Here is a 17408-nt window from a genome sequence, read left to right as displayed (position 1 = left end):
ATATCCTCCGCCGGTGGAGCTCACGGCGCAGGGCGAGCGGTTGGCCGCGGACCTGGGCCGCTGGCTGACCGATCTGACCTTCGTCGACCTGGACGCCGATGAGGTCACCGCACGGGTGATCGACTCGGTGGTGCGGTGGGCCGAGGCCCAGGGCTGGCGGGTCTACCGGCGCGCGCCCAGCGTGCTGCCGTTGCCACCACCGCTGGAGCAGCGACACTCGGTCCTCGATGTGGCGTGTGCCCGCCCGGACGGCCCGCCGGTCGTCGTGGAGGTCGACCACACCGACCGGGCCCGTACGGTGCAGAAGTTGCGCGCGGAGGCGGATGCCGGCCGGGTCCCGATCTGGGTGCGGTGGGGCGTCGGGCGTTTCACCGTGCCGCCACCGCCGGTGCGGATGGTGACCGTCGAGGTGACTCGACGGGCCGGCCCGGCGGGGCGCGGACGGCTGCACAGCCGCACCGGCGACCGCCCCGCGCCAGCGCACTCGACCGGCGGCGGCACGGTGGCCACGCAGGCGCTGCCCATCCCGCTGACCGATCCGGACGCGGGTGAGGGCGTCGGTAAGGGCGTCTGAAGCGAATCGTAAGCGGGTGCCGGCAGAGTTCTGGGTGTCACCGAAGAACACGACCGACAGCCAGGAGAATTCCGATGCGCAAGCTCATCAACTCGACCTACATCACCCTCGACGGCGTCATCGACAACCCCATGTGGACCATGCCGTACTTCGACGAGGAGGCCGCCAGCCTCGCCGGGGCACAGACCACCGAGGCCGACGCGATGCTGATGGGGCGCGCCACCTACGACGGCTTCTCCGCCGCCTGGCCGAACATGGACGAGAGCGACCCGACCACTGGCGCGGCGTACTTCAACAACGTCAAGAAGTACGTCGCCTCGACCACCCTGACCGACCCCACCTGGAACAACACGGAGGTGCTCCAGGGCGACCTGGTCGAGGCGGTCACCGCGCTCAAGGCCCAGGAGGGCAAGAACATCATCCAGTACGGCTTCGGCTCGGTCACCGCCCAGCTGATCAAGGCGGGCCTGGTGGACGAGGTCCGGTTCTGGATCCACCCCGTACTGGAGGGCGGCCCCAGCCTCACCTCGCCGCTGACGGACGTCAAGGGGTCGTTCGACCTGATCGACACCCGGGTGCACAAGAGCGGCGTGATCGTCGCCTCGTACGCGCCGAAGACGACGGCCTGACCCAGGGATCAGAGCTGAGCCCGGGCCTCGCCTGGGCTCAGCTTCGCGCCCTCGGCGAGCAACGCGTCGAACCGCTCCGGCCCGAGTTCGGCCCGCAGGCGCGCGGTCACCCGGTCGGTGTCGTCGCGTTCGGCCGGCGCGGCGGGGGACTGCGTGGCGAGCCGGGCGGCGGCCGCGGCGCCCAGCAGCCGGGCAGCGACCTCGGGGGAGCGCACCGCCGACGCCATCCCCTCCAACGGGCCGACCGCGTCGCGCATCGTCGCCATCGCCTCGGCGACCTCGAACGCCTCGATGTGCAGGGCCAGCGCGGCATCCGGGTCGCCACCCAACTCGATCGCGTAGCCCAGCTCGACCAGGACCATCGGCAGGTAGAGCGCGGGCTGGCTCTCCCCCCGTCCCAGGTCGACGAGGTGGCTGAGGTGGGTGACGGCCAGGTCGAGCTTGCCGTCGCGGCGGGCGGCCAGTCCGAGGCTCATCTCCGCGAAGACCAGCGCACCGGGCGAGCCCTGCTCCACCGCCAGGCCGTACGCGCGTTCGGCCAGTTCCCGGCCCTGGGCGTAGTCGCGGGTCTGCACGGCGAGCCAGGCCAGCCAGGACAGCTCCGCGCAGACCTGCGGCCACAGCGCCAGTTCCTCGGCCCAGCGCAGCCCCTCCCGGTACAGCGCGATGGCGCGCTCGTGCTCGCCGCGCATGTCGGCGAGCCCACCCTCCCATTCGGTCGCCCGGAGTCGACCCCACCGGTCGCCGAGGTCGGCGAAGATCGCGGCGCTGCGGGTCGCGGTGCGCTCCAGGGTGGCCTGGTCACCGTTGGCATGCGCGAGGTGTGCCAGGGAGGTGAGCACCGCGGCCTCGGTCCACGGGTCGACGATGGCGGTGGGCAGCAGCTCCGACGCCAGGGCCAGGTCGCCGTGCTCGATCACCGCGTTGGCCGCGAACCAGGCGGCGTGGCCGTCCGGGTCGGCCGCCACCGCGGCGCGTACGACGTCCGGTGCGATCGCCTCACCCTGGGACAGGGCGAAGCCGACCCGCCAGGGGGCCGCGCGGGTCTCCTGTCCCGGGTCACCGGGCACGGCCAGGGCTCGCCGCGCCTCGGTGAGTCGGCCGCGCAGATACCAGTACCAGCTCAGTGCGACGGCCAACCGCAGCCCGCCACCGTTGACCAGTGCCGATCGCAGGTTCGCCGTCTCGGCGTCCAGTTGTGCCAGCCACCGCTTCTGCTCTGCGCCGCGCAACCCGGGGTCGGCGCGCTCGGCCAGCTCGGTGTAGTAGGCGGCGTGCCGCGCGCGTACCTCGTCAGCGTCGGTCAGGCGGTCCAGGCAGAACGCGGCCACCGATTCGAGCAGCCGGTAACGCGGGTCGGCGCCGGAGTCGTCGAGCACCACCAGCGACCGGTCCACCAGCCGAGCGAGGGTGTCCAGATCGGTCCGGCAGACGTGTTCGGCGGCCTCCGGGGTGCAGCCGTCCCGGAACACCGCCAGTCGGGCCAGCACCGCCCGGTCGGTCTCGTCCAGGAGGTCCCAGCTCCAGCCGATCACCGCGGTCAGCGTCCGCTGCCGGGTCGGCACGTCCCGCTGCGGGGAGGTGAGCAGCCGGAACCGGTCGTCGAGGCGGTCCACCACCCCCCGCACGCCGAGTGCGCGGACCCGGGTCGCGGCCAACTCCAGCGCCAGCGGCAGGCCGTCGAGGCGGCGGCAGAGCTGGGCCACCGCGGGCGCGGTCTGCTCGTCGAGGCGGAACCCGCGCTGCTGCGCTGCGGCGCGGGCGGCGAACAACCTCGCCGCCGCCGAGCGCCGGACCGTGTCCAGGTCACTGTCGTCCGGCACGGGCAGCGGGGGTACGTCCCAGAGTAGCTCGCCGGTCAGCCCGAGCGGCTCCCTGCTGGTGGCCAGCACACTCAACCCGGGCACGTCACGCAGCAGCCGAGTGACCAGCTCGGCGACCGGCTCGATCACGTGCTCGCAGTTGTCCAGCACGAGCAGCAGCTGCCGGTGCCGCAGGGCGGTCACCACCCGGTCGCCGGCGGGCAGGCTCGTGCCGGCGGTCTCGTAGGCGCCCAGAACGCCGAGCACCTGCTCGGCGACGCGCGGGTCGCCCGCCGGCAGTGGTGCCAGCTCTACCAGTTGGACGCCGTCCGGGAAGGACTGCGCCCGGGCCGCCTCGGTGGCCAGTCGGGTCTTGCCGACGCCACCCGGCCCGATCAGCGTGACCAGCCGCTGCCGGGGCAGCAGCGCCCGCAGCTCGGCCAGCGCCTCGGCTCTCCCGACCAACTCGTCGAGCTGGGCCGGCAGACTGTTGCGGATGAGCGCGGCCTTCGGCGGAGCGCTCAGGCCGACGTCCTGTTCGAGGATCCTGCGGTGCAGGGCGACCAGCTCCGGGCCGGGGTCGAGGCCCAGCTCCTCGGCGAGCCGGTCGCGCAGTTCGGCGTAGCTGTCCAACGCCTCGGTCTGGCGGCCGGCCGCGTACAACGCGCGGAGCTGCACTGCCCGTAGGCCTTCGCGCAGCGGATGCCGGGCGACCAGCTCGACGAGGTCGGCGGCGACCAGGTCGTGCTCACCCCGGGCCAGCCGGGCCTCGGCCAGCCGCTCGTGTACGGCGAGGCGCTGCTCGGCGAGGCGGGCCGCCTCCGCACGGACGAACTCGGCGTCGGCCACGTCGGCGTACGCCTCGCCGCGCCACAGCCCGAGCGCCTCGGTCAGCCGGTCGACGTCGCTGCCGCGGGCCAGTTCGGCGAACCGGTCGGCGTCGACCGCGGCCGCCCGCAGCAGGTAGCCGGGCGGTCGGGACTCGATCAGCTCGCGGGCGCCCGGCTCGGCGTCGTTGAGCGCCTTGCGTAACTGGGACACCCGCACCTGCAGGGCGCCCAGGGGATTGGCGGGGGAGTCCGCACCCCACAGGTCGTCGATGAGCCGGTCCGCCGAGATCACCTGGTTGCGGTTGGCCAGCAGGTCGGCCAGGAGCGCCCGTACCTTCGTGCCGGGCACCACGACTGGCTCGCCGGCGTCGGTGCGCACAGCGAGCGGCCCGAGCACCCCGAACTGCACGGCCGACATCCTAGCGCCGGTAAGGCCACCTGAAGCCGACCGTAAGCGCGTCGGCGCACCGTGTGGGCATGGACATCTATCACGAAGCGCACGGCAACGAGGTGGGTCGCCCGCTGGTGCTGATCCACGGCGCGCTCTCCGGCATCGGCACCTCGTTCGGCACGATCCTGCCGTTTCTGGCGAAGACCCGCAGGGTGATCGCCGTCGAGTTGCAGGCCCACGGCCGCACCCCCGACGTCGACCGCCCGCTGACCGTGGAGCACTTCGCCGCCGACGTGGTGGAACTGCTCGACCGGCTGGGCGTCGCGCGGGCGGACGTGTTCGGCTGGAGCATGGGCGCGGCGGTCGCGCTGCGCCTCGGCACCGATCACCCCGACCGGGTCGGGCGGCTGGTGCTCGCCTCGGTGAGCTTCGACGACGACGGCCTGCACCCCGGGCTCCTGGACGGGATCCAGGACCTGCAACCCGAGCACCTGCACGGGTCGGAGTTCCACGAGGAGTACCTGCGGACCGCGCCGGACCCGGCCGGTTGGGCCAACCTGGTCACCAAGATGAAGGTGCTGGACGCGAACCTGCCGCAGTGGACGCCCGAGCAGATCCGCGCGCTGGCCGCACCCACCATGATCGTGCTGGCCGACTCGGACATCGTCCAACCCGAGCACGCGGTGCGGATGTTCCGGCTGCTCGGCGGCGCGGTGCCCGGCGACCTGACCGGTCTGCCCGCCTGCCGGCTGGCCATCCTGCCCGGCACGACGCACACCTCGATCCCGCAGCGCGCGGATTGGCTGGCCCCGATGATCGACGAGTTCCTGACCGAGGTTGGCCCACCCGGTCCGGGGTCGGTGTCGCATCGGGCTTGACCATGACGCAGCGTCAACCCTCCATGCTGGCTCCCATGAGCACCCCTTCGACAATCAGTCCGGCCCCGGGGCCGGCGATCCATGTGCAGGGCCTGGAGAAGTCGTTCAAGCAGCTGACAGTGCTGCGCGGTGTGGATTTCGAGGTGGCGCGGGGCAGCATCTTTGCCCTGCTCGGCTCCAACGGGGCCGGCAAGACCACGGTGGTGAAGATCCTCTCCACGTTGCTCAAGGCCGACGCCGGGACTGCCCGGGTCAATGGCCTCGACGTCGGGACACGCGCCGCCGAGGTACGCGAGTCCATCAGTCTCACTGGGCAGTTCGCGGCGGTCGACGAGATCCTCAGCGGGCGGGAGAACCTCGTCCTGGTCGCCAGGCTGCGGCACCTCACCGACCCGGGCGCCGTCGCGGACGACCTGCTGAGGCGTTTCTCGCTGACCGAGGCGGCCAGCCGCAGGGTCGCGACCTACTCCGGTGGCATGCGCCGCCGGCTGGACATCGCGATGAGCCTCATCGGGACTCCGCCGGTCATCTTCCTCGACGAGCCGACCACCGGGTTGGACCCGGAGGCGCGCATCGAGGTGTGGCAGGCCGTCAAGAAGCTTGCCGAAAGCGGCACGACAGTGCTGCTCACGACCCAGTACCTCGACGAGGCGGAACAGCTCGCCGACCGGATAGCGATCCTGCACGAGGGTCGGATCATCGTGAACGGCACCCTCGACGAGCTCAGGCAGCTCCTCCCACCGGCCGAGGTCGAGTACGTCGAGAAGCAGCCCACCCTCGAGGACGTCTTCCTCACCCTCGTCGGCGCCAAGACGGACAAGGAACAACGATGAACAAGCACTTCTTCGGCGACACCGCCGTTCTCCTCGGGCGTTCGCTGCGCCACATCGCCCGCAGCCCGGACACCATCATCACGACCGCGATCATGCCGATCGCCTTCATGCTGCTGTTCGTCTACGTCTTCGGCGGCGCGATCGACACCGGGTCCGAGTCGTACGTGAACTACCAACTGCCCGGCATCCTGCTCATCACGATCGCCTCGGGCATCTCCTACACCGCCTTCCGGCTCTTCCTGGACATGAAGGGCGGCATCTTCGAACGGTTCCAATCCATGCCGATCGCACGGTCCTCCGTACTGTGGGCGCACGTCCTGACCTCGTTGGTCGCCAACCTGATCTCACTCGCGGTCGTCGTCGGCGTCGCACTGGTCATGGGCTTCCGGACGGGAGCGGGCGTGTTGGGTTGGCTCGCGGTCGTCGGCCTGCTGGTTCTGTTCACCCTGGCGCTGACCTGGATCGCCGTGATTCCCGGCCTGACCGCCAAGTCCGTGGACGGCGCGAGCGCCTTCTCCTACCCGCTCATCCTCCTGCCGTTCGTCAGCTCGGCCTTTGTGCCCACCGCGACAATGCCCGGTCCGGTGCGCGCCTTCGCCGAGCACCAGCCGGTGACGTCCATCGTCAACGCGATCCGAGATCTGTTCACCGAGCAGTCGGTTGGCACCGACATCTGGATCGCCCTCGCCTGGTGCGTCGGCATCCTCGTCGTCGCCTACGTCTTCGCCAACATCGCCTACCGTCGGAGGATCGCCTGAGCCGCGACGACGGGTCCGGGCGGGTCGAGGGCAGGATCAGAGGATGCTGACGATCGGTCAACTGGCGGCGTACGCCGGCGTCACGGTGCGGGCGGTGCGGCACTATCACCAGATCGGGCTGTTGCCCGAGCCGGATCGGGATGCTTCGGGTTACCGGCGGTACAACGCGACGGCGGTCGTAGCTCTCATCAAGATCCGTACCCTCGCCAATGCCGGGGTGCCGCTGTCCCAGATCGGTCCGATGCTCGATGCTGACGCGTCGACCTTCGCCGAGACGATCCGAAGGATCGACTGTCACCTGCGCGACGAGATCGAACGACTTGAGGCGAGCCGCAGGCAGATCGCCCAACTCGCTGCCGGGGACCGTCTGATGCTCCCGCCGGAGGTGGCCTTCTATCTCGATCGTCTCCGGGAGATCGGGACGGCGGAGCGGGTGGTGGAGGGGGAACGGGACGGCTGGATCCTGGTTGCGGCTCGCTGGCCCGATCTGGTCCGCGGGTTCATGCCCGGGAAGATCGCGCAGCTCGATGACCCGAAAATCGTCCGGCTGTATCGGGTGCTGTCGGAGATCACCGAGAGTGACGATGCCGATGACCCGCGTCTGGAGGAAGCCGCCGACATCATGGCCTGCCTGGCCGAGCAGGCATACGCCTCCGGGGAGATCAGCCCTGCCGACGGGGCGTACGACGATCTGGTGCACGACCTGCTGGATGCGCTTGCGGCCGAGTCCGACCCGCGGTTGAAGCGGCTGCAGGAAATGATGCGCGAGCGTGGCTGGAACGGTTGGAACCGAATGGAACGGCTGACCGATCCGCCCGACTGACCTCCGGGCCTCGTCCGCCCGGTGGTGCGGGAGTCAGCTGCCGGCCGGCGGTCCCTGTTCGGATCGGCGGCGGACCGTGGCAAGCATCCGTCGGACGCCGATCACGTGACCGCCGGACGTCAGCAGGATCTGTCGGTAGAGACCGCCGGCGAAGCCGGGGAAGGTGGCTCGCGTCTCGGCCCGCAGGCGGGATCGGCCCGGCCCGGCTGGTTCGAGGCGGAAGATCAGCGCGTAGGTCGAGAACCGGTGGCTGCCCCGCAGTGCCAGCTCCTGACCGGGGATCGCGGCGGCGACGCGGAAGCCGGGGAATGTCGAGCCCTCGACGAGCGGTCGGGGCCCGGACCGGACCGGGTCGGTGGCGCTCACCAGGCGGGCGTACTCGGTCATGCCGATCCGCGAGAATGACCTCTCGACGACGTCGGTGAGGTGGGGCCAGATCCGGTCGGCGTCCGCCGCGATGAGCGTGGCGTGTTCGTCCAGGTGGGGCAACGAGTCGATAGGCATCTGCGCCTCCTCGCGTCACCGTTCATTCTCACCCGTCCGGCTGGAAGTTCGCCGCCCCGGTCATGGCGTGCGATCGATTTAACAGGTAGAAACATGGCAACCGTCAGAGAGCGCTCTCACAGCCCCAGTCGCGCCGGGAGAACGGTCCGGCCAGCGGAGAGGACTAACCACATGACAGCACCGTCCCGAGGCGTACGCCGGAGATCCGGTCGTACCCTTCTGCTCGCTCTGGTGTTGACCACCGCCGTCACGATGACCAGCACCGCCGCCACCGCCGGCCGCCCGACGGCCGGCGCGCCCGACTTCGGGCCCAACGTGACGATCTTCGACCCGGCGACGCCGGTCAGCGAGATCCAGCAGACCCTCGACGCGGCGCACGCCCGGCAGGTCGGCAACGAGATGGGCACCGAGCGGCACGCCTATCTGTTCAAGCCGGGCACGTACGGCAGCGCCGAGCAGCCGTTGCAGGCCAAGGTCGGCTACTACACCGAGGTGTCCGGCCTGGGCGCCGCACCCACCGACGTTGCCATCAACGGCAAGCTCGAGGTCTACAACCGGTGCCTGGCCGACGGCGGCACCGGTAACTGCCTCGCACTTGTCAACTTCTGGCGCACCCTGTCCAACCTGTCGCTCACCATCAACGCGGCCGGTCAGGACGGCTGCCGGTCGTCGGCGAACTTCTGGGCGGTGTCCCAGGCGGTGTCGATGCGCCGGCTCAACATCGGCGGCGGTGGTCTGTCGCTGATGGACTACTGCACGGCCGGCCCGCAGTACGCCAGCGGCGGCTTCATCGCCGACTCGCGGCTGCCGGCCACCACGAACGGTTCGCAGCAGCAGTGGCTGACCCGCAACAGTGAGGTCGGCGGCTGGTCCAACGCGGTGTGGAACCAGGTCTTCGCGGGGGTCGAGGGCGCACCGGACGACGCCACGTTCCCCGACCCGCCCTACACCACCCTGGAGACCACCCCGCTCAGCCGGGAGAAGCCGTACCTCTTCGTCGACGGCAAGGGCCGCTACAACGTGCGCGTACCCGTGGCGCAGCGCGAGAGCCGGGGCGTCTCCTGGGCCGACGGCCTGACGCCGGGACGGACCATTCCGATCAGCGACTTCTTCGTGGCCAAGCCGTCCGACTCGGTGCGCGTCATCAACAGTCACCTCGCGCGCGGAAAGCACCTGCTGCTCACCCCCGGGACGTACGACATCGCCCGCAGCATCGAGGTGCGACGCCCCAACACCGTGGTGCTCGGGATCGGGCATGCCACCCTCACGGCCGTGAACGGCGCCATCCCGCTGGACGTCGCCGGAGTCCCCGGTGTGATCGTCGCCGGTGTCACGATCGACGCCGGCACCGTGGAGTCACCCGTCCTGCTGCGGGTGGGGCGGCAGCACGGCCACAACGCCAGCAGCCCGCACAACCCGACCACCCTGTCCGACGTGTACTTCCGTGTCGGTGGTCCGCACATTGGGCGTACCAACACCGCGCTGGAGGTCAACAGCGACAACGTGCTCATCGACCACACCTGGGTGTGGCGCGGCGACCACGGCGTCGAAGGCTTCACCGAGGGCGTCAACGGTGACACGGACCGCTGGCGCACCAACACCGGTCGCTACGGCGCCGTCATCAACGGCGACCACGTGACCGCCACCGGTCTGTTCGTGGAGCATTTCCAGCGCTACAACACCGTCTGGAACGGCGAGCACGGCACCACGATCCTCTATCAGAACGAGCTGCCGTACGACCCGCCGACGCAGGCCGACTGGATGAACGGCACCGTCGAGGGCTGGGCCGGTTACAAGGTCGGCGATCGGGTGCGCAACCACACCCTGTACGGCGGCGGGGTGTACGTCTTCAACCAGAACAACCCCTCGATCCACACCGAGAACGGCTTCGAGGTGCCGGACAGGCCGGGCGTGAAGCTGCACCACGTCATGACCGTCAACCTCAGCGCCGGCACGATCGACCACGTGGTCAACGGCGTGGGCGACGCGGCCGACATGACCAAGGTCGGCGCACCGATCTATCTCACCCAGTACCCGACCCCGTAGGGAGAACGGGCGTACCGACGGGGCCGGAGCCGGCAAGGCTCCGGCCCCGTCGGCCTGTCACGGGTGAGACGCCGCGAAGAAGACCCGGCGATCTTGCAGTTTCGGTCGCCGTTTCGCGTGAAGTGTCCCCTATGTCGGGGCAGCAAGTGCAAGATCGCGGCGCCCAGCCAGGCCTGGCTGGCTGGGCGCGACGGGTGGCGGAGAATCCACGCTGACGGTCTTGAATTCCTATCGTCCTGATAGGAAAATAGGTGAATGCCGGTTGGTCCGCTCCTCACCTCACGTCGGGTCGTGGACCTGATGCGGGTCGCCTCCGAGCTCTGTCCGGGCGCACCGGCGACCGACTGAGCGCCGTCACCACCCGCATTCCTCGTCCGGCCCGCTGCCGGATCACACGCGCCGCCCGCACGGCCCCAACCGGCCCCGGCGGCGCTACGCGCGGTCGTCGAGGCCCTCGCGTATCCGTCTCCCCGCCCCTCAGCCGATCCCGCCGTGCCTGGATCGGTCCACCCCTTGGAGGTATGTCATGACCACCGATCCGTCACCGTCCACCCCACCGACAGCCGGGGAGTCCCGGCTCGCCTTCAGCGAGGACTGGGCGGCGACCATTCTCGGTCTGGCCCTGCTCGCTCTGGTCCTGCTCGGTGCCATCCCCGCCGGGCTGGTGCCCTGATGACCACCGACGCGACCCGCACGGGCGACGAGCCCCGCGCGGCCGACGCGACTCGCACGGACGACGAGCCCCGCGCGGCCGACGCGACCCGCACGGGCGACGAGGCCGACGTCACCGACGTCCGCGACGTGCCTGCTGGCGCCGTCGAGCCCAGCTCGGACGGTGGTCCACCGGCAACCGATGACCCCGCCGGGCCGACCACCGCCGTGCGCGGCGGCGGATTCTGGGCCTGGACGGCTCTCGGTCTGGTGGTCGTGGTCGGTCTCGCCGCGCTCACCCGTTACCTGGAGCAGAACGTCCCGACGTGGGCCGAGGGCACCGCGATCGAGGACTTCGGGGCGGCGATCGAGTACCCGGTCTACGCGATCCTGCTCGGTCTGCTCGGCAACGTGGCCGTCACGCTGCTCGGCTGGCGGGACCGGATCGCCGCCGCGTTCCGGACGGAGTTCTTCATCAAGACCGGTCTGGTGCTGCTCGGGGCGTCGATCAACCTGGCCGTCATCGCCAGTGCGGCCGGCCCGGCGATCGCCCAGGCAATCCTGCTGATCAGTGGGGTCTTCCTCTTCACCTGGTGGCTGGCCGGCAAGTTCGGGCTCGACGACAAGCTGCGGGCGTTGCTCGCCTCGGCGGTGTCGATCTGCGGGGTCAGCGCGGCGATCGCCGCAGCCGGCGCGGTGCGGGCACGCCGCGAGCAGTTGGCCTACACGGCCAGCCTGGTCATCGTCTTCGCGCTGCCGTCGATCTTCATCCTGCCCTGGCTGGCTGACGTGTTCGGGCTGTCCGACGCGGTGGCCGGCGCCTGGATCGGCGGCAACATCGACACCACCGCGGCGGTCACCGCCGCGGGGGCGCTCGCCGGGGAGGAGGCGCTCCAGATCGCCAGCATCGTCAAGGTCACCCAGAACGCCCTGATGGGTGTGGTCGCGGTCGCGCTCACCGCGTACTTCACACTGCGTGTGGAACGACGGCCCGGCGCGGCCCGTCCGGGCCTCGGTGAGCTGTGGCGCCGTTTTCCGAAGTTCGTCCTGGGCTTCATCGCGGCCTCGGTCATCGCCACCTGGTACCTCGACGCGGCGGGTTCGGACGGTAAGGCCACCATCGCCATCGTCAACGACCTGCGCGTCTGGTTCCTGATCCTGGCCTTCGTCAGCATCGGCCTGGAGGTCCGGGTGGCATCGCTGCGGGAGGCCGGTTGGCGGCCGGTGGCGGTGTTCGCCAGCGCCACCGTGTTCAACCTGGCGTTGGCGCTCGCCCTGGCGTCCCTGCTGTTCCGCAACTTCTCGGCCTGAACGAGCTGCAGCCCCGCCCCTCGGCGTCCGGGGGGCGGGGTGCTCGACTACTTCCGATTCGCTGGCGAATAATTTCATCGATCAGTCGAACTCTTGCGGGCCGGCAATCACTGCTGCCACGATGGCCGTCAATGCCTTCCGTCCCGAAGGAGTGGTCGTCATGGCGGTCTCCCGCCGCAGGTTCGTCACGTCGGTGCTGGCGGGGTCCGCCCTCGCCGCCGCCGCCTCCACCACCGAACTTCTCGCCAGCCCGGCGCAGGCCGCCAGTCCCCCCGGGGACGTGGTCGGCAAGGTGACGGTCGGCTACCAGGGCTGGTTCAGTGCTCCCGGTGACTCCGCGCCCATCGGCGGGTGGTGGCACTGGAGCCGGGACCGGTTCCAGCCCCCGTCGCCCTCCAACACCACGATCGTGTCCTGGCCGGACATGCGGGAGTACACGCGCAGCTATCCCACCGCGTACCCCAATCTCGGCAACGGGTCGCCGGCAACCCTCTTCTCCTCGTACGACCAGCAGACGGTGGACACCCACTTCCGGTGGATGCAGGAGTATGGCTGCGACACCGCCGCGCTGCAACGGTTCAACCCGATGGGCGACGAGGGGCCGACCCGCGACGCGATGACCCAGAAGGTCCGCTCCGCCGCCGAACGCTACAACCGCAAGTTCTACATCATGTACGACGTCACCGACTGGCTGACCTTCCAGGCCGACATCAAGACCGACTGGACGACGAAGATGTCGGCGTACACCGCCTCCAGCGCGTACGCCCGGCAGAACGGCAAGCCGGTCGTCTGCATCTGGGGTTTCGGCTTCAGCGAGCCCAGCCGCCCCTTCCCTCCGGGGCCCTGCCTGGAGGTCATCAACTGGTTCAAGGCGCAGGGCTGCTACGTCATCGGCGGCGTGCCCACCTGGTGGCGGCAGGGCATCGAGGACTCCCGCCCCGGCTTCCTCGACGTCTACCACGCGTACAACGCGATCTCGCCGTGGATGGTCTACCGGGCCAGGACCGTGGAGGAGCTCGACTCCTACTACAACAACGTCAACGTCGGGGACATGGCCGACTGCGCGGCCCGCGGCATCGACTACCTGCCCTGCGTGATGCCCGGCGACCTCGCCGGAGGGCACCGCAAGCACGGCGACTTCTACTGGCGGCACATCTACAACATGGTCCGACTCGGCTCGCAGGGCCTCTACGTGTCCATGTACGACGAGTACAACGAGGGCAACCAGATCGCCAAGACGTCCGAGACCCAGGCCACCACCCCGGCCGGCGCGAACATCCGGGCCCTCGACGAGGACGGCGTGGCCTGCTCCTCCGACTACTACCTGCGGATCACCGGCGACGGCGGCCGGATGCTCAAGGGGCAACTCGCGCTCACCCCGGTGCGTCCCACCCCGCCGATGGTCGGCACCCCGCCGCCGACCGGTGGCAACCTGGCCGCCGGCCGGCTCACCTCGGCAAGCAGCCAGGGCGGCGGGTTCCCGTCGGGCAACGCGGTGGACTCGAACGTCGGCAGCTACTGGGAGAGCGGTGGTGGCTCCTTCCCGCACTGGTGGCAGGTCGACCTCGGCGCCAGCCACCAGGTCAACAAGATCGTGCTGCGGCTCCCCGCCGGCTGGGGCGCGCGTACCCAGACCATCACCGTGCAGGGCAGCGTCGACGGCAGCGCGTTCTCCACCATCGCCGCCGCCTCCGCGTTCACCTTCGACCCGGCGACCGGCAACACGGTCACGCGCACGCTGACGACCACCACGGCCCGCTACGTCCGTCTCAGCATCAGCGGCAACACCGGCTGGGCGGCCGCACAACTCGCCCAGGTCGAGGTGTACGCCGGCAGCACCGTCCCGGACAACCCGCCGAGCACCCCGAGCGGCCTCACGGTGACCGGCAAGACGTCGACGAGCGTGTCCCTGGCGTGGACGGCGTCCACCGACGACACCGGGGTGACCGGCTACCAGGTGCGGCAGGGCGGCAACGTCGTTGCCACCGTCACGGGCACCACGGCGACCGTGAGCGGGCTCAGCCCGTCCACCGCGTACACGTTCACGGTCGTCGCCCGCGACGCCGCCGGCAACACCTCCAGCGCGTCCTCGGCGGTCACCGTCACCACGGACGCCGCTGCCAACTCGGACCTGGCCCGGGGTCGACCCACCAGCGAGAGCAGCCACGTCCAGAGCTACGGGTCGGGGAACGTCGTCGACGGTGATGCGAACAGCTACTGGGAGAGCGCCAACAACGCGTTCCCGCAGTGGGTCCAGGTCGACCTGGGCGCGTCGCGCACGGTCGGCCGGGTGGTGCTGAAGCTGCCGCCGTCGTCGGCCTGGGGCAGCCGGACGCAGACGCTCTCCGTGCAGGGCAGCACCGACGGGTCGAGCTTCGGCACGCTTGTCGGATCGGCGGGGCGCACCTTCGACCCGGGCAGCGGCAACCAGGTGACGCTCACCTTCGCCGCCGCCCAGACGCGCTACGTGCGGATCACCGTCACCGGCAACACCGGCTGGCCGGCCGGGCAACTGTCAGCGCTGGAGGTCTACGCGAGCTGACCGACGATCAGGCGGCCACCGGGGGACCGGTGGCCGCCCGTTCGCGCCAGCGGGCACGGTCAGCAGAACCAGCCGTCCTGCACCCAACCGCGTCGGTTGATGTGCCCGTACGCGAAGCCGTAGATGTAGCCACCGCTGCGGGGACCCTCGACCAGGAACGTCTGCCCCTGGTAGAGAGTGCCCATCCACGCGCCGACGGGCTGGGTGCGGACGAACAGGTCGCTCGCGCACACCGTCTCCCGTTGGCCGATCGTGCCGTTGGCGGCCTGGGCGGGGCTCGGCAGGGCGAGCGTCGCGGCCACGACCCCGGCCAGCAGGCCGGCGATCACCTGTCGCCTCACCATGAGTCGTACCCGCCGATGCACTCGGCGCGCAGGTAGCCCCAGTCGTTGGGGCCGAAGTCGAACGACGCCGCCCACCCGTTGTAGACCGGGTGCGCGCCCGGCGTGTGACCGATCTTGTTGCCATAGGCCAGGGTGCGCTTGAGGCCGGTCGGGCCGCCGGCCGAGTCGTAGTTGGCGTAGAAACTGGCGCTCTGGCAGACCACGATGGCGTGCCGTGGCACCACCGGGTCGGCGTGGGGCGGCGCGGCGCCCAGCGCGGCCGTGGCCGTGCCGATGGCCAACGTGGTGACCCACGTGCGGATTCGTCGGGGCATGCCCACCTCCCGTACGCCGAAACTTTCCTACCGGCAACCCTAACGAGAGCGTCGATATCTGTCGATGGCTCGGGCTCACCCGCTCGACACGGCGACGCGTTCGGCGGCCGGCATATCCGGCGAGCGGGCGGGAAAGCGCGGGACGTCCGACAGCCCGAAACCGGAGCAGGAGACAAACATGCCTTTCATCACCGTGGGGACGGAAAACTCCGCGCCCATCGACCTGTACTACGAGGATCACGGATCCGGTAAGCCGGTGGTGCTGATCCACGGCTTCCCGTTCAACGGGGCGACCTGGGAGAAGGTGACCACCCAGCTCCTCAACGCCGGATACCGGACGATCACCTACGATCGGCGCGGTTTCGGCAACTCGGCCCAACCGACGTTCGGGTACGACTACAACACGTTCGCCGCGGACCTGGACGTCCTGATGACCGAGCTGAACCTGAGCGACGCGACCCTGGTGGGGCACTCCATGGGCACCGGTGAGGTGATCCGCTACCTGGGCAACTACGGCTCCCAGCGAGTGAGCCGGGCCGTGGTGCTCAGCCCGCTGGAACCGATGCTGGTCAAGGCCAAGGACAACCCGGAGGGCGTCGACCCGAGCCTGTTCAAGGGTTTCCAGGACGCCATCATCAAGGACCGGTTCGCCTACCTGACCCAGTTCTGCGACGCGTTCTTCAACTACAGCGAGAACAAGGGCAAGCTGGTCAGCGAGGAGGCGTACCGGGCGCACTGGCAGATCGGTGCGATGGCCTCCGCGAAGGGCACCTACGACAGCGTGAGCGCCTGGCAGGAGGACTTCCGCCCCGACCTGCCGAAGATCGACGTGCCGCTGCTGATCGTGCAGGGCGACAAGGACAACGTGTTGCCCTACCCGGTGACCGGCCAGCGGCTCGCGCCGATGATGCCGACCGGCCAGCTCATCACGCTCAAGGGCGCGCCGCACGGTATCCCGTGGACACACGCCGACGACATCAACAAGGCGATCATGGACTTCATGAAGCAGCCGGCCAAGGCTCGCGCCTGACCCGTACCGGTAGCCGTTCGGACGCCAGCGCCGCGAGGACGCTGCGACACCCGGCCCTTCCCGGGCCGGGTGTCGCCGGCGGTCAGGGCCGGCGAGCGACCACCGCGCCGTTGGCCCCGGGGGCGTCGAACGGCACCGTACGGACGTCGACGAAGCCGGCGTCGGTCAGCCAGGCCGCATATTCGGCACCCGAGTAGTTTCGGCCGCCCTCGGTCTCGACCAGCATGTTCATGCCCATCAGCGCCGCCTCCGGCGGTCCGGTGCGCTCGTCGTTGAGCAGCAGTTCACAGACGACGATCGCCCCGCCGGGCGGCAGCGCCGCGTGGCACCGGGCCAGCAGCGCCCGGTTCGTCGGCTCGTCCCAGTCGTGCAGGATCATGCTGAGCAGGATGACGTCGTGCCCGCCGGGCAGCGCCGGGTCGGCGAGGAAGTCCCCGGCGAACGTGCCGATCCGCCCGGTCAGGCCGGCCTCCGCGATCCGCTCCCGCGCCCGTACGCAGACGTGCGGCAGGTCCAGGACGGTCGCCCGCAGCTCGGGCAGGCGTCGGCAGAACTCGATCGGGAACGCCCCGGCGCCGCCTCCCACGTCGAGCAGGCGGCTGTGCCCGGAGAAGTCGTACGCGTCGGCCAGCGCCGTGGCGGTGAAGCTGGACGTGGAGAACATGGCATCCCAGAACTGGGCCAGCATCTCCGGGTCGGAGGTGTCGAACATCGACTGCTGGGCCTCCGGGTCCCAGGTCAACGGTCGATCCGTGCGCAGGGCCTCGCCGATGCGGTGCCAGGGCAGGTAGGTGCGCAGGTCCGAGTAGCGCACCTGGGCACCGAAGTAGTACGGGCGGCCCTCGACCAGGAACTGCTCGGCCAACTCGGAGTTGCGGTATCCGTCGCCGGCCTTCTCCAGCAGGCCGAGCGAGGCACTAGCGGCCAGCAAAAGGTCCGCGGGCCGGTCGGGCAGCCCGAATTCGGCGGCGGCCTGGTCGACGGTCATCGTCCGCCCGCCGGCCAACCGGGTGAACAGGCCGAGCTCGACGCCGACCGCGAGGGTCTTGAACCCCCACACGCCGGCCACCAGGCGCATGAGGGGAGTCGGGGTGTTCATCGCGACATGAGATCACAGAAAGCGTCCCTCCACTATGGTCGTCGACCGG

Annotated in this window: 16 protein-coding genes; 11 read left to right on the top strand and 5 right to left on the bottom strand. The window is 70.2% G+C overall.

Annotated elements, in window-relative coordinates; translation table 11 throughout:
- Nucleotides 1–13: 13 nt before the first annotated feature.
- Complete coding sequence (locus tag HNR20_RS01200) at nt 14–574, top strand: hypothetical protein (RefSeq protein WP_229687396.1); 561 nt, start codon at nt 14–16, stop codon at nt 572–574.
- Nucleotides 575–648: 74 nt separating this feature from the next.
- Complete coding sequence (locus HNR20_RS01195) at nt 649–1203, top strand: dihydrofolate reductase family protein (protein ID WP_184175604.1); 555 nt, start codon at nt 649–651, stop codon at nt 1201–1203.
- Nucleotides 1204–1211: 8 nt separating this feature from the next.
- Here HNR20_RS01195 and HNR20_RS01190 read toward each other — a convergent pair whose 3' ends face one another.
- Nucleotides 1212–4253: an AfsR/SARP family transcriptional regulator gene (locus HNR20_RS01190; protein ID WP_221309656.1), complete on the bottom strand. Its 3042-nt coding sequence runs from the start codon at nt 4251–4253 to the stop codon at nt 1212–1214.
- 59 nt (nt 4254–4312) lie between these two features.
- Here HNR20_RS01190 and HNR20_RS01185 point away from each other — a divergent pair, with 59 nt between their 5' ends.
- From HNR20_RS01185 to HNR20_RS01170, 4 genes are read left to right on the top strand one after another with little or no spacing between them, the layout of a single operon-like run.
- Nucleotides 4313–5104 (top strand): alpha/beta fold hydrolase, encoded by a 792-nt coding sequence (locus HNR20_RS01185; protein WP_184175600.1) that lies wholly within the window; start codon nt 4313–4315, stop codon nt 5102–5104.
- 35 nt (nt 5105–5139) lie between these two features.
- Complete coding sequence (locus tag HNR20_RS01180) at nt 5140–5937, top strand: ABC transporter ATP-binding protein (RefSeq protein WP_184175598.1); 798 nt, start codon at nt 5140–5142, stop codon at nt 5935–5937.
- Entirely contained in the window at nt 5934–6695 is a 762-nt protein-coding gene (locus HNR20_RS01175) for an ABC transporter permease (protein WP_184175596.1), read from the top strand. Before HNR20_RS01180 ends, HNR20_RS01175 begins: the two co-directional genes overlap by 4 nt.
- A 43-nt stretch (nt 6696–6738) precedes the next feature.
- Nucleotides 6739–7518 carry a MerR family transcriptional regulator gene (locus tag HNR20_RS01170; RefSeq protein WP_184175594.1) on the top strand — a complete coding sequence of 260 codons (780 nt, stop codon included), beginning with the start codon at nt 6739–6741 and terminating at the stop codon, nt 7516–7518.
- A gap of 33 nt (nt 7519–7551) precedes the next feature.
- Here the strand turns inward: HNR20_RS01170 and HNR20_RS01165 are convergent, their stop codons facing one another.
- Nucleotides 7552–8022 carry an SRPBCC family protein gene (locus HNR20_RS01165; protein ID WP_184175592.1) on the bottom strand — a complete coding sequence of 157 codons (471 nt, stop codon included), beginning with the start codon at nt 8020–8022 and terminating at the stop codon, nt 7552–7554.
- Between the two features lie 171 nt (nt 8023–8193).
- Between HNR20_RS01165 and HNR20_RS01160 the strand changes: the two genes are divergently transcribed.
- The 4 genes from HNR20_RS01160 (at nt 8194) to HNR20_RS01145 (ending at nt 14572) form a co-directional block, all read left to right on the top strand.
- The gene (locus HNR20_RS01160) at nt 8194–10068 is read left to right on the top strand and encodes a pectate lyase-like domain-containing protein (protein WP_184175590.1); all 1875 of its coding nucleotides are present in this window, start codon (nt 8194–8196) and stop codon (nt 10066–10068) included.
- A gap of 526 nt (nt 10069–10594) precedes the next feature.
- Nucleotides 10595–10741, top strand: coding sequence for a hypothetical protein (locus HNR20_RS01155; RefSeq protein WP_184175588.1), 147 nt, complete (start codon nt 10595–10597; stop codon nt 10739–10741).
- Nucleotides 10741–12030, top strand: coding sequence for a YeiH family protein (locus HNR20_RS01150; RefSeq protein WP_229687397.1), 1290 nt, complete (start codon nt 10741–10743; stop codon nt 12028–12030). The genes HNR20_RS01155 and HNR20_RS01150 overlap by 1 nt, the downstream gene beginning before the upstream one ends.
- A 160-nt stretch (nt 12031–12190) precedes the next feature.
- The gene (locus HNR20_RS01145; protein WP_184175586.1) at nt 12191–14572 is read left to right on the top strand and encodes a galactose-binding domain-containing protein; all 2382 of its coding nucleotides are present in this window, start codon (nt 12191–12193) and stop codon (nt 14570–14572) included.
- Between the two features lie 59 nt (nt 14573–14631).
- Here the strand turns inward: HNR20_RS01145 and HNR20_RS01140 are convergent, their stop codons facing one another.
- Both HNR20_RS01140 and HNR20_RS01135 read right to left on the bottom strand, forming a co-directional pair.
- Nucleotides 14632–14916: a hypothetical protein gene (locus tag HNR20_RS01140; protein ID WP_184175584.1), complete on the bottom strand. Its 285-nt coding sequence runs from the start codon at nt 14914–14916 to the stop codon at nt 14632–14634.
- Complete coding sequence (locus HNR20_RS01135) at nt 14910–15230, bottom strand: hypothetical protein (protein ID WP_184175582.1); 321 nt, start codon at nt 15228–15230, stop codon at nt 14910–14912. Before HNR20_RS01135 ends, HNR20_RS01140 begins: the two co-directional genes overlap by 7 nt.
- Before the next feature lie 178 nt (nt 15231–15408).
- Between HNR20_RS01135 and HNR20_RS01130 the strand changes: the two genes are divergently transcribed.
- Complete coding sequence (locus tag HNR20_RS01130) at nt 15409–16260, top strand: alpha/beta fold hydrolase (protein ID WP_184175580.1); 852 nt, start codon at nt 15409–15411, stop codon at nt 16258–16260.
- A gap of 82 nt (nt 16261–16342) precedes the next feature.
- Here the strand turns inward: HNR20_RS01130 and HNR20_RS01125 are convergent, their stop codons facing one another.
- Complete coding sequence (locus tag HNR20_RS01125) at nt 16343–17359, bottom strand: methyltransferase (RefSeq protein ID WP_184175578.1); 1017 nt, start codon at nt 17357–17359, stop codon at nt 16343–16345.
- Nucleotides 17360–17408: the final 49 nt, after the last annotated feature.

The organism is Micromonospora parathelypteridis (assembly GCF_014201145.1).
GTDB classification, from domain to species: domain Bacteria; phylum Actinomycetota; class Actinomycetes; order Mycobacteriales; family Micromonosporaceae; genus Micromonospora; species Micromonospora parathelypteridis.
This window is presented reverse-complemented; position numbering and strand designations above follow the sequence as displayed.